The sequence below is a fragment of the Citrobacter freundii ATCC 8090 = MTCC 1658 = NBRC 12681 genome, assembly GCF_011064845.1.
Lineage (GTDB): Bacteria > Pseudomonadota > Gammaproteobacteria > Enterobacterales > Enterobacteriaceae > Citrobacter > Citrobacter freundii.
This window is the reverse complement of the sequence record NZ_CP049015.1, coordinates 4467242-4479387: the sequence shown is the minus strand read 5'-3', so window position 1 is coordinate 4479387 and position 12146 is coordinate 4467242. Positions and strand designations below refer to the sequence as shown.

General features: G+C 52.7%; 11 protein-coding genes. 6 read left to right on the top strand and 5 right to left on the bottom strand.

What is annotated here, in order from left to right; genetic code table 11:
- Window positions 1-62: 62 nt before the first annotated feature.
- The 5 genes from accC to acuI all read right to left on the bottom strand — a co-directional run bounded on the left by accC (window position 63) and on the right by acuI (window position 4984).
- Entirely contained in the window at window positions 63-1412 is a 1350-nt protein-coding gene (gene accC, locus G4551_RS21515) for an acetyl-CoA carboxylase biotin carboxylase subunit (RefSeq protein ID WP_003025213.1), read from the bottom strand.
- A gap of 10 nt (window positions 1413-1422) precedes the next feature.
- Complete coding sequence (accB, locus tag G4551_RS21510) at window positions 1423-1893, bottom strand: acetyl-CoA carboxylase biotin carboxyl carrier protein (protein WP_003025210.1); 471 nt, start codon at window positions 1891-1893, stop codon at window positions 1423-1425.
- 392 nt (window positions 1894-2285) lie between these two features.
- Window positions 2286-2885, bottom strand: a complete 600-nt coding sequence (gene msrQ, locus G4551_RS21505; RefSeq protein ID WP_003839882.1) for a protein-methionine-sulfoxide reductase heme-binding subunit MsrQ — start codon at window positions 2883-2885, stop codon at window positions 2286-2288.
- A complete protein-coding gene (msrP, locus tag G4551_RS21500) occupies window positions 2886-3890 on the bottom strand; it encodes a protein-methionine-sulfoxide reductase catalytic subunit MsrP (protein WP_003839884.1) in 1005 nt (334 codons plus the stop codon).
- A gap of 119 nt (window positions 3891-4009) precedes the next feature.
- Complete coding sequence (gene acuI / locus G4551_RS21495; RefSeq protein WP_003839886.1) at window positions 4010-4984, bottom strand: acrylyl-CoA reductase (NADPH); 975 nt, start codon at window positions 4982-4984, stop codon at window positions 4010-4012.
- Window positions 4985-5209: 225 nt separating this feature from the next.
- Here acuI and csrD point away from each other — a divergent pair, with 225 nt between their 5' ends.
- From csrD to rng, 6 genes are all read left to right on the top strand, one after another.
- Window positions 5210-7150 carry an RNase E specificity factor CsrD gene (gene csrD / locus G4551_RS21490; protein WP_003839888.1) on the top strand — a complete coding sequence of 647 codons (1941 nt, stop codon included), beginning with the start codon at window positions 5210-5212 and terminating at the stop codon, window positions 7148-7150.
- A 306-nt stretch (window positions 7151-7456) separates the two neighbouring features.
- The gene (gene mreB / locus G4551_RS21485) at window positions 7457-8500 is read left to right on the top strand and encodes a rod shape-determining protein MreB (RefSeq protein WP_000913396.1); all 1044 of its coding nucleotides are present in this window, start codon (window positions 7457-7459) and stop codon (window positions 8498-8500) included.
- Between the two features lie 66 nt (window positions 8501-8566).
- The gene (mreC, locus tag G4551_RS21480; protein WP_003025198.1) at window positions 8567-9589 is read left to right on the top strand and encodes a rod shape-determining protein MreC; all 1023 of its coding nucleotides are present in this window, start codon (window positions 8567-8569) and stop codon (window positions 9587-9589) included.
- Complete coding sequence (gene mreD, locus G4551_RS21475; RefSeq protein WP_003025196.1) at window positions 9590-10078, top strand: rod shape-determining protein MreD; 489 nt, start codon at window positions 9590-9592, stop codon at window positions 10076-10078. It begins immediately after the preceding gene.
- A gap of 7 nt (window positions 10079-10085) precedes the next feature.
- Window positions 10086-10679 (top strand): Maf family protein, encoded by a 594-nt coding sequence (locus G4551_RS21470; RefSeq protein WP_003839891.1) that lies wholly within the window; start codon window positions 10086-10088, stop codon window positions 10677-10679.
- A complete protein-coding gene (gene rng, locus G4551_RS21465; RefSeq protein ID WP_003025190.1) occupies window positions 10669-12138 on the top strand; it encodes a ribonuclease G in 1470 nt (489 codons plus the stop codon). The genes G4551_RS21470 and rng overlap by 11 nt, the downstream gene beginning before the upstream one ends.
- Window positions 12139-12146: the final 8 nt, after the last annotated feature.

Sequence of the window (12146 nt, the reverse complement as noted above, 5' to 3'; positions counted from 1 at the left end):
CACGTGCGGGAGGGGAGAAAAACAAAAGGCCGGAATTTCCGGCCTTTTTGGTTAACGCACGCTTACTTTTCCTGAAGTCCGAGTTTTTTCTCCAGATAGTGGATATTGGTTCCACCGTGCTGGAAGTGCTCGTCATTCATGATACGGATCTGCAGGTCAACGTTGGTTTTGATACCGTCGATGATCAGTTCCTGCAAGGCGTTTTTCATACGGGCGATAGCGACGTCGCGGTTTTCGCCATAGCAGATCAGCTTACCGATCATTGAGTCATAGTACGGAGGTACGGTGTAGCCTGCGTAAATATGAGACTCCCAACGCACACCAAAACCACCCGGCGCGTGGAAACGCGTGATTTTACCCGGGCTTGGCAGGAAGGTGTTCGGGTCTTCGGCATTGATACGGCATTCTACCGCATGGCCTTTAACCACAACTTCGTCCTGCTTGATGGACAGCGGTTGACCCGCTGCGATGCGCAGTTGCTCTTTGATCAGGTCAACGCCGGTGATCATTTCGGTTACCGGGTGTTCAACCTGAATACGGGTGTTCATCTCAATGAAGTAGAACTCGCCGTTTTCGAACAGGAACTCGAAAGTACCCGCCCCGCGATAGCCGATATCAACACAGGCTTTGGCGCAACGCTCGCCGATGTAGCGACGCAGTTCCGGAGTAATGCCCGGTGCTGGTGCTTCTTCGACAACTTTCTGGTGACGACGCTGCATGGAGCAGTCACGCTCTGCCAGATAAATTGCGTTACCCTGACCGTCTGCCAGCACCTGAATCTCAATGTGGCGTGGGTTTTCCAGGTACTTCTCCATGTAAACCATGTCGTTGTTGAAAGCCGCTTTCGCTTCCGCTTTGGTCATGGAGATGGATTGTGCCAGTTCGGCATCGCTGCGCACGACGCGCATACCGCGACCGCCGCCGCCGCCGGAGGCTTTGATGATAACCGGATAACCGATGCGTTTAGCATGAGCGCGGTTAGCGTCCATGTCATCACCCAGCGGGCCGTCAGAGCCTGGGACTGTTGGTACACCTGCTTTCTTCATCGCGGTGATTGCGGACACTTTGTCACCCATCAGGCGGATGGTGTCGGCTTTCGGGCCGATGAAGATAAAGCCGGAACGTTCTACCTGTTCAGCAAAGTTGGCGTTCTCAGAGAGGAAGCCATAACCCGGGTGAATTGCCACCGCGCCAGTGATTTCAGCAGCGCTAATGATAGCCGGGATGTTCAGATAGCTTTTTACGGATGCTGCCGGGCCAATACAGACCGTCTCATCCGCCAGCAATACGTGTTTTAAATCGCGATCCGCGCTTGAATGCACCGCGACAGTCTTGATGCCCAGTTCTTTACAGGCACGAAGAATACGCAAGGCAATCTCGCCGCGGTTGGCGATAACAATTTTATCCAACATGTTCGCCTCGTTATTCGATGACGACCAGCGGCTCGTCAAATTCTACCGGTTGACCGCTTTCTACCAGAATCGCTTTAACTACGCCGGATTTGTCGGCTTCGATCTGGTTCATCATTTTCATGGCTTCAACGATGCACAGGGTATCGCCCGCATTCACTTTCTGGCCGATTTCGATGAACGCTTTCGCATCCGGGCTCGGGGTGCGGTAGAACGTACCAACCATTGGGGAGCGTACGATGTGACCACTGATTTCCGCTGCTGCCGGAGCTTCCATACTTGGAGAGGCAGTTTGTGCGACAGCGTTAGACAGAGCTGGCTGCTGCATCACTGGTGCAGCATAAGCCTGTTGCATCATCGGAAAACTTGCAGCTGGCGCTGCACGGCTGATGCGTACAGATTCTTCGCCTTCAGAAATTTCCAGTTCGGAGATGCCTGATTCTTCAACCAGCTCGATCAGTTTTTTAATCTTACGAATATCCATGAGTGGGTTCCGTACTCTTTGTTTAGTGAGATTGTGACAAGCGTTTTACCGCCGTCTGTATAGCATTTTTATAACAGTGAGTGACAAGATGCCACGCATCTCAGGCGCTGCACTGGGTGCTGCTGCCATTAAATGAGATTGCCAGACTTGTTAGTCATTGTGCGGCTATCTTCTGCCATTTTCGGGTAAAAGACAAAATATACCTTCAATATGCGATTGTCACCCTTTCAGCGCTTTAAAAACGCTACCGGGGATAGCAAAGTCGCACATTATAACTATTTCGTAGCAATTGGCAGCTAAATACTGGTCTTATCAGGGAAGATAATCAACCGTTAACATGTAAAGAAAATCGGATCGTCCGTGTTTTGCAACGCACTGCACATAACGTGAAACTACCGCCACCACTGGCGAAACTTCTTGTAACGGCACGCTAACAGCACCGCCGCGAGCGCTGCATAAATAATCGGTTGAGGGGAGATAATTTTTACCGACCACAAATAATGTATGGGTGCCAGGATCGCCACAAGATAGACGAAGTTGTGCAGATACTGCCATTTTTTACCCAGCATTCTCTGTGCAGCTTGCGTAGACGTTAAGGTGAGGGCGAATAATATGACCCAGCTAGCAACGCCCAATGTTAAATAAGGTCGCGTAAGTAATTCCCGCCCTAATAACGCCAGATTATTAATGCCCAGCTCCAGTAGTGCGTAGCTGGTTAAATGCAGCGTTGCCCAAGCGAAACACCATAGCCCTAACAGACGACGTGTGCGTATCAATAATGGCTGTTTAGCGTAGCGCGTGAGTGGAGAGACCAGCAAGGTCGCCAGCAAGAATTTCAGAGCTGTCCTACCGGTAAAGTGCTGGATATCTTTGACCGGATCGGCGCTCAGGCCGCCGTGATTTACCGCCCAAAATAGCCAGACAAACGGCAATAAACCGGCAAGATGCAGGCAAACTTTCAGCCCGATAATGTGCTTTGCGGTCAGACGCACTTAAAAATTCTCCTGCAAATTGAGTCCGCGATACAGTGATGCAACCTCTTCGGCATAGCCGTTAAACATCAGCGTGGGCTGACGCTGTACGTCCAGGATACCGCCTGCGCCAATAAAACGCTCAGTGGCCTGGGACCAGCGGGGGTGATCGACATGCGGATTCACGTTGGCATAAAATCCGTATTCATTGGGCGCGGCCAGATTCCAGGTTGTCGGAGGGCGTTCGCGCGTGAGTTTGATACTCACGATCGACTTAATGCCTTTAAATCCATATTTCCACGGCACAATTAAGCGAATGGGCGCGCCATTTTGTGGCGGAAGGGCCTTACCATAAACCCCCACAGTAAGCAGTGTGAGTGGGTGCATTGCTTCATCCAGACGCAGTCCTTCAACATAGGGATATTTTAGCCCGCCGCCAATAAAGCGATCTTTCTGTCCCGGCATATCATCCGGTGCGTACAGCGTTTCGAACGCGACATACTTTGCGTTGCTGGTGGGTTCAACCTGCGCCAGCAGTTTATGTAACGGAAAGCCGATCCACGGCACGACCATTGACCAGGCTTCCACGCAGCGCATCCGATAAATCCGTTCTTCCAGCGGGAAACGGGTGGTCAGCGAATCGTGATCGAGGGTGAGTGGTTTTGCCACCTCGCCACTGATTTGCAACGTCCACGGATCGGTTTTCAGGCTGCCTGCATTGGCTGCCGGATCCGCTTTATCGAGACCGAACTCGTAGAAGTTGTTGTAGCCAGAAACCTTATCCGCAGGCGTTAAAGGAAGTGAATTTTGCCAGGCGGAGGGCTTACTGAAATCAAGCGGCTTACCTGCAGGAGCGGGCGGGCGATCGTTGCCCTTAAACCAGCTCAGAAGATCGGCCTGTGCAGAGAGGGGCAAAGACAAGGCGGCAGCGCTGATCCCTAATGCTTTTAGTACCTGGCGGCGCTGCATAAAAAAAGCCGACTCATCAGTGACGTCGGCTTCTGTAAATGGACGTAATTTCTTCATAACAGACTCCCGGCTTACGCGTCATAACTGACAGGGGACGCGTAGTTAATATGGCAGGGAGTCTGTAGATGTGCCGCGAAATTTGGTTAATTAAGTGTAAATTTCTGCGCCAGGGCCTGTTACTTCACCTTCACCAGCGTACGGCCTTTCACCTGGTTATTGATGATGGCATCGGCGAACTTCGGCGCATCAGCCAGCGTAATTTCCGTTGCCGCCTGAGCATAGAAAGATTCCGGCAGATCCTTAACCAGACGCGCCCAGGCCTCTGCACGGCGTGCCGGCGGGGTCATCACCGAGTCCACTCCTTGCAAACGAACGTTACGCAGAATGAATGGCATCACCGTGGTCGGCAGAGCGAAACCACCCGCCAGGCCGCAGGCGGCAACGCAGCCACCGTAGTTCATCTGCGCCAGAACTTTTGCCAGAACTTTGTCGCCAACGGTATCCACCGCGCCAGCCCACAGCTGTTTTTCCAGCGGACGAGACTCGGCAAACTCATCGCGGCCAAGAATACGGTTAGCGCCCAGGCTTTTCAGGTAGTCGTGGGTGCTTTCACGGCCCGAAACCGCCGCAACCTGATAACCCAGCTTATGCAGTAACGCAACGGCTGTGCTGCCCACGCCGCCGCTGGCGCCGGTGACGACAATTTCACCGTCTTGCGGGCGAATACCTGCATCTTCAAGCGCCATTACGCACAGCATAGCGGTAAAGCCGGCGGTACCGATGACCATGGCTTTACGCCCATCCAGTCCTTTTGGCAGCGCAACCAGCCAGTCGCCTTTCACGCGTGCGCGCTCTGCCAGTCCACCCCAATGATTTTCACCCACGCCCCAGCCGGTCAGTAACACTTCCTGACCCGCATGAAAACGGGGATCTTCGCTTGCACGCACGGTACCGGCGAAATCGATACCAGGAATCATCGGAAAATTACGAATGATTTTACCCTTGCCAGTGATAGCCAGAGCATCTTTATAGTTCAGGCTTGACCAGTGGATATCCACCGTAACATCGCCTTCAGGTAGCTGATTTTCGTCGAGGGGTTGAACGGATGCGAGGGTTTTTCCGTCCTGCTGTTCTAAGATCAAAGCCTGCATAACCTGTCCTCAATTCGTATAGTGGATTGGAAAATTATTAATGAAGACTATACTCGCTAATCAAAACATGATGCCGATTCTGCGCAATAAATTGCCAGATATACCTGATTTGGTAGTATGCCCACACTGTATGTATAAATGGACGGATTTTGCGTTCAGTTTTGCATTTTTGGGTCGCTTTATCACTTTCAGGCCTGTTTCATAACTGTCGGAGTTAACACAAGGATGCGATTAACGACGAAATTTTCAGCTTTTGTCACGCTGCTTACTGGGTTAACGATCTTCGTGACTCTGATCGGCTGTTCGCTGAGTTTCTATAACGCTATTCAATATAAGTTCACCACGCGCGTGCAGGCGGTCGCGACGGCGATTGATACGCATCTGGTCTCCAGAGATGTCGTTGCGTTAACCCCGCAAATCGATGAGCTGATGGTTTCTGTTGATATCGTGCGCATCGAACTGTTGCAGGGCGAACACGTGGTGTATGACCACTCGCGCACCAGTAGCTACCGACCGGCAGGGACGAACAATCTCTACCGCGAGATCACCGTACCGTTGGTCAAGCATCCGGGCATGTCATTGCGTCTGGTTTATCAGGATCCGATGGGTAACTATTTCCATTCGCTACTGACCACCGCACCGCTCACGATAGCCATTGCTTTCATTATTCTGATGCTCTTTTTGTCTGTGCGCTGGCTTCAGCGCCAGCTTTCGGGTCAGGAGCTGCTGGAGATTCGTTCCACACGTATTCTGAACGGCGAACGTGGGCCGAACGTGCGGGGAACGGTCTATGAATGGCCTGCGCGCACCAGCAGTGCGCTCGATATGCTGCTGACTGAAATTCAAAATGCTCGCGAGCAACGCAGCCGCCTGGATACGCTGATTCGTTCCTATGTCGCGCAGGACACAAAAACTGGGCTAAGCAACCGCCTGTTCTTTGATAACCAACTGGCCACGCTGCTGGAAGATCAGGAAAAAGTAGGCTCGCATGGCGTCGTGATGATGGTACGCCTGCCGGACTTTACGCTGCTGCGCGATAGCTGGGGAATCACCCTCGCGGAAGAACAAATCTCGACGCTGATCAATTTGTTGTCGACTTTTATGACGCGCTATCCGGGCGCGTTGCTTGCGCGTTACCACCGTAGCGATTTTGCCATCCTGCTGCCACACCGCACGTTGAAAGAGGCGGAAAGTATTGCCGGGCAATTATTAAAAGCGGTAGATGCACTTCCGACTAATAAAATGATCGATCGTGCCGATATGGTTCATATTGGCATTTGCGTTTGCCGCAGCGGTCAGTCGCCGGAGCAAGTGATGGATCATGCTGAAGCAGCCACGCGGAATTCGGTATTGCAGGGCGGAAATAGCTGGTCGGTCTATGATGACTCGCTGCCGGAAAAAGGTCGGGGCAACGTACGCTGGCGAACGCTGATCGAACAGATGCTCAGCCGGGGCGGGCCGAGAATTTATCAAAAGCCTGCAGTAACCCGTGAAGGGCGGGTGCACCATCGGGAGCTGATGTGCCGTATTTTTGATGGTAACGAAGAGGTCATTTCGGCGGAATATATGCCGATGGTCCTTCAATTTGGCCTGGCTGAAGAGTATGACCGTTTGCAGATAAGCCGTCTGACCCTGCTTTTGGGTTACTGGCCGCAGGAAAATCTGGCGATGCAGATAACGGTTGAATCGCTTATTCGCCCACGTTTTCAGCGCTGGCTGCGTGATACGCTGATGCAGTGCGAAAAATCATTACGCAAACGCATAATTATTGAACTTGCTGAGGCAGATGTCTGTCAACATATCAGCCGGTTACAGCCCGTCATCAGATTGATGAATGCGCTGGGCGTGCGTATTGCCGTTACGCAGGCGGGGTTAACGCTGGTGAGCACCAGTTGGATTAAAGAGCTTAACGTTGAGTTATTGAAGCTGCATCCAAGTCTGGTGAGGAACATTGATAAGCGAACGGAAAATCAGCTTCTGGTTCAAAGCCTGGTGGAGGCCTGTTCGGGAACACCCACGCAGGTTTACGCTACGGGCGTACGTTCGCGTAGTGAGTGGCATACGCTGACAGAACGCGGAGTTGCGGGTGGGCAAGGGGATTTTTTTGCTGCATCACAACCACTTGACACTAACGTGAAAAAATATTCGCAAAGATACTCGGTTTAACCTGCCGTTTAATTTGTTTTCACGTAGAATAACGCGCGCTGTGCCTTCTGGGGGTGTGCTTGCCTGCTCGCCAGGTTGTAACAGCAAACATGCAGGTGAATGACCTTTGACAGGTTGCAAACAAAAGCGAGGAGTGCTGCTGATTTATTCAGCCCTGATGGACTCAGGCCGGTTTTGTAACAAAGGAAACGAACTGCACTAATTTTCACCGTAGCAGATGATTTTTGCGCCTTGTCGCTGCTGCGTGTGGTTGGTAAAGTAAGCGGATTTTGTTTTCCGCCCCAGCTTTCAGGATTATCCCTTAGTATGTTGAAAAAATTTCGTGGCATGTTTTCCAATGACCTGTCCATTGACCTGGGTACCGCGAATACCCTTATTTATGTAAAAGGACAAGGCATCGTATTGAATGAGCCTTCTGTTGTGGCCATTCGTCAGGATCGTGCCGGTTCGCCGAAAAGCGTGGCTGCAGTAGGTCATGACGCGAAGCAGATGCTGGGTCGTACGCCGGGCAATATCGCTGCAATTCGCCCAATGAAAGACGGCGTTATCGCTGACTTCTTCGTGACTGAAAAAATGCTCCAGCACTTTATCAAGCAAGTGCACAGCAATAGCTTCATGCGCCCAAGCCCGCGCGTACTGGTGTGTGTACCGGTTGGAGCAACTCAGGTTGAACGCCGTGCGATCCGTGAATCAGCTCAGGGCGCAGGTGCTCGTGAAGTCTTCCTGATCGAAGAGCCGATGGCGGCTGCGATCGGTGCGGGTCTGCCAGTTTCTGAAGCAACCGGTTCAATGGTTGTTGATATCGGTGGTGGTACCACTGAAGTTGCCGTTATCTCCCTGAACGGCGTGGTTTACTCCTCTTCTGTTCGTATTGGCGGCGACCGCTTTGATGAAGCCATCATTAATTATGTTCGTCGTAACTACGGTTCTCTGATCGGTGAAGCGACCGCAGAACGTATTAAACACGAGATCGGTTCCGCTTATCCGGGCGACGAAGTGCGCGAAATCGAAGTTCGCGGTCGTAACCTGGCTGAAGGCGTTCCGCGCGGCTTTACCCTGAACTCCAACGAGATTCTGGAAGCCCTGCAGGAACCGCTGACCGGTATCGTTAGCGCGGTAATGGTTGCACTGGAACAGTGCCCGCCGGAACTGGCGTCTGACATCTCCGAACGCGGTATGGTGCTGACCGGTGGCGGTGCGCTGCTGCGTAACCTTGACCGTCTGTTAATGGAAGAAACCGGTATTCCAGTTGTTGTTGCTGAAGATCCGCTGACCTGCGTGGCGCGCGGCGGCGGCAAGGCGCTGGAAATGATCGACATGCACGGCGGCGACCTGTTCAGCGAAGAGTAATCGGATGCAGGTTGGGTAGCCCCCGCGGGTTGCCCTTCCGCTCTGATACGAGAATACGCATAGACTATGAAGCCAATTTTTAGCCGTGGCCCTTCGCTACAGATTCGCCTTATTCTGGCGGTGCTGGTGGCGCTCGGCGTTATTATTGCCGACAGCCGCTTGGGTACGTTTAGTCAAATCCGAACGTACATGGATACCGCCGTCAGTCCTTTCTACTTTATCTCAAATGGTCCTCGTGAATTACTTGACGGCGTGTCGCAAACGCTGGCTTCGCGTGACCAACTCGAACTTGAAAACCGGGCATTGCGTCAGGAACTGCTGCTGAAAAATAGCGAACTGCTGATGCTGGGGCAATACAAACAGGAGAACGCGCGTTTGCGCGAGCTGCTGGGATCGCCATTGCGTCAGGACGAACAAAAGATGGTGACGCAGGTCATCTCAACGGTTAATGACCCTTACAGCGATCAGGTGGTGATCGACAAAGGGAGCGTTAACGGCGTCTACGAAGGTCAGCCGGTTATTAGTGACAAAGGCGTTGTGGGTCAGGTCGTGGCGGTGGCTAAACTGACGAGCCGCGTGCTGCTGATTTGCGATGCGACGCATGCGCTGCCCATTCAGGTTCTGCGTAACGATATTCGCGTGATCGCTGCGGGTAACGGCTGTACTGACGATCTTCAGCTCGAACACCTGCCGGCCAATACCGACATTCGCGTTGGCGATGTGCTGGTCACCTCGGGTCTGGGCGGACGTTTCCCTGAAGGTTATCCGGTTGCTGTTGTTTCTTCCGTTAAGCTGGACACTCAGCGCGCTTATACCGTGATTCAGGCTCGCCCGACCGCGGGTCTGCAGCGTTTGCGCTATCTGTTGCTGTTGTGGGGTGCCGATCGTAATGGCGCGAACCCGATGACGCCGGAAGAAGTACACCGCGTTGCCAATGAACGTCTGATGCAAATGATGCCGCAAGTTCTGCCAGCACCAGATGCCATGGGGCCGCCTGCGCCAGTGCCAACTCCTGCAACAGGTGTGACTCCTGCGCCTGTGGATACCACGCCGCCACAACCTGCTCCGCGTAAGCCGGGAGGACAGTAAGTGGCAAGCTATCGTAGCCAGGGACGTTGGGTTATTTGGCTCTCGTTCCTTATTGCACTGTTGCTGCAAGTCATGCCCTGGCCGGATGACATTCTGGTTTTCCGGCCAAACTGGGTACTGCTCATCTTGTTGTATTGGATCCTGGCGCTGCCGCATCGCGTAAATGTGGGCACGGGATTTGTGGTGGGTGCCATACTGGATCTCATCAGCGGCTCCACGCTTGGCGTGCGCGCATTGTCGATGAGTATCATTGCTTATCTGGTCGCGCTGAAATTCCAGCTATTCCGAAACCTCGCGCTCTGGCAACAGGCGCTGGTGGTCATGTTGTTATCACTGGTCGTGGATATTATTGTTTTCTGGGCCGAGTTTTTAGTGATCAACGTCTCTTTCAGACCTGAAGTGTTCTGGAGTAGTGTAGTGAATGGCGTGCTTTGGCCATGGCTATTCTTACTGATGCGTAAAGTCCGTCAGCAGTTTGCGGTGCAATAAGGTTGATATGAATACTCTGTATCTTGCTTCAGGTTCTCCACGTCGTCAGGAGTTGCTCGCTCAGCTTGGTGTTACGTTTGAACGGCTGATCCCTGGGATTGAAGAACAGCGGCACCCGCAGGAAAGTGCGCAGCAGTACGTTTCCCGTCTGGCGCGCGAAAAAGCGCAGGCTGGTGTAGCGCTGGCACCGCGCGATTTGCCGGTATTGGGTGCGGATACCATCGTTATCCTTAATGGCGAAGTGCTGGAAAAACCGCACGACGCTGCCCACGCCGCAGCAATGCTGCGCAAACTGTCGGGCAAAACGCATCAAGTTATGACGGCCGTGGCACTGGCCGATTGCCAGCACAGTCTGGACTGCCTGGTAGTGACGGAAGTGACATTCAGAGCACTAACCGATGAGGACATCGCGGGTTATGTTGCCAGCGGTGAACCAATGGATAAAGCAGGTGCATACGGTATTCAAGGGTTGGGTGGCTGTTTTGTCAGGAAGATAAATGGCAGCTATCACGCCGTAGTCGGCTTACCGCTGGTAGAAACGTATGAGTTGCTGACCAATTTTAACGCACTGCGTGAGAAAAGGGATAAACATGACGGCTGAATTGTTGGTAAACGTAACGCCATCGGAAACTCGGGTGGCTTACATTGATGGCGGTATTCTGCAGGAAATTCATATTGAACGTGAGGCGCGACGCGGAATCGTAGGCAATATCTACAAAGGTCGTGTAAGTCGTGTACTTCCGGGTATGCAGGCGGCTTTTGTAGATATTGGACTGGATAAAGCCGCATTTCTTCACGCTTCTGACATCATGCCGCACACCGAATGCGTGGCGGGTGAAGAACAAAAACAGTTCACCGTACGCGACATTTCTGAACTGGTGCGCCAGGGTCAGGATCTGATGGTGCAGGTGGTAAAAGATCCTTTGGGAACGAAGGGCGCACGCCTGACGACGGACATCACGCTTCCTTCCCGTTATCTCGTTTTTATGCCGGGGGCCTCGCACGTTGGCGTATCCCAACGTATCGAAAGCGAAACGGAACGCGAACGTCTGAAAAAAGTGGTGGCGGATTACTGCGATGAGCAGGGTGGTTTCATCATTCGCACGGCGGCAGAAGGCGTATGCGAAGAGGATCTGGCCTCGGATGCTGCCTACCTGAAGCGCGTCTGGACAAAAGTCATGGAGCGTAAAAAGCGCCCACAAACGCGCTACCAGATGTACGGTGAACTGGCACTGGCACAGCGCGTGTTGCGTGACTTTGCCGATGCGCAGCTTGACCGCATCCGCGTCGACTCCCGTCTGACCTATGAGGCGTTACTGGAATTTACGGCGGAATATATCCCCGAGATGACCAGCAAGCTGGAACATTACAGCGGGCGTCAGCCTATTTTTGATCTCTTTGACGTAGAGAATGAAATCCAGCGCGCGCTGGAACGCAAAGTTGAGCTGAAGTCCGGCGGTTATCTGATCATCGATCAAACTGAAGCGATGACCACCGTCGACATCAATACCGGCGCGTTTGTTGGGCATCGTAATCTCGACGACACTATCTTTAATACTAATATTGAAGCAACGCAGGCCATTGCTCGTCAGCTGCGTCTGCGTAACCTCGGCGGCATTATCATTATCGATTTTATCGACATGAATAATGAAGATCACCGTCGCCGGGTACTGCACTCCCTGGAGCAGGCTCTGAGCAAGGATCGTGTAAAAACCAGCATTAACGGTTTTTCACAGCTGGGCCTGGTGGAGATGACGCGCAAACGCACACGTGAAAGCGTGGAACATGTATTGTGCAACGAGTGTCCAACCTGCCATGGGCGTGGTACGGTGAAAACGGTGGAAACCGTATGTTATGAAATCATGCGCGAAATCGTGCGGGTACACCATGCATATGACTCCGATCGTTTCCTGGTTTATGCCTCTCCGGCAGTGGCTGAAACCCTGAAAGGTGAAGAGTCACATGCGCTGGCGGAGGTTGAGATCTTTGTCGGCAAACAGGTCAAAGTACAAATCGAACCGCTGTATAACCAGGAGCAGTTCGACGTCGTCATGATGTAAATCGTGTA

What these genes read in the sequence shown, in the direction of transcription:
- rng (WP_003025190.1), top strand. Translation starts at nt 10,669, where the DNA reads ATGACGGCTGAATTGTTGGTAAACGTAACGCCATCGGAAACTCGGGTG.
- accB (WP_003025210.1), bottom strand. Translation starts at nt 1,893, where the DNA reads ATGGATATTCGTAAGATTAAAAAACTGATCGAGCTGGTTGAAGAATCA.
- mreB (WP_000913396.1), top strand. Translation starts at nt 7,457, where the DNA reads ATGTTGAAAAAATTTCGTGGCATGTTTTCCAATGACCTGTCCATTGAC.
- G4551_RS21470 (WP_003839891.1), top strand. Translation starts at nt 10,086, where the DNA reads ATGAATACTCTGTATCTTGCTTCAGGTTCTCCACGTCGTCAGGAGTTG.
- msrP (WP_003839884.1), bottom strand. Translation starts at nt 3,890, where the DNA reads ATGAAGAAATTACGTCCATTTACAGAAGCCGACGTCACTGATGAGTCG.
- mreC (WP_003025198.1), top strand. Translation starts at nt 8,567, where the DNA reads ATGAAGCCAATTTTTAGCCGTGGCCCTTCGCTACAGATTCGCCTTATT.
- accC (WP_003025213.1), bottom strand. Translation starts at nt 1,412, where the DNA reads ATGTTGGATAAAATTGTTATCGCCAACCGCGGCGAGATTGCCTTGCGT.
- acuI (WP_003839886.1), bottom strand. Translation starts at nt 4,984, where the DNA reads ATGCAGGCTTTGATCTTAGAACAGCAGGACGGAAAAACCCTCGCATCC.
- csrD (WP_003839888.1), top strand. Translation starts at nt 5,210, where the DNA reads ATGCGATTAACGACGAAATTTTCAGCTTTTGTCACGCTGCTTACTGGG.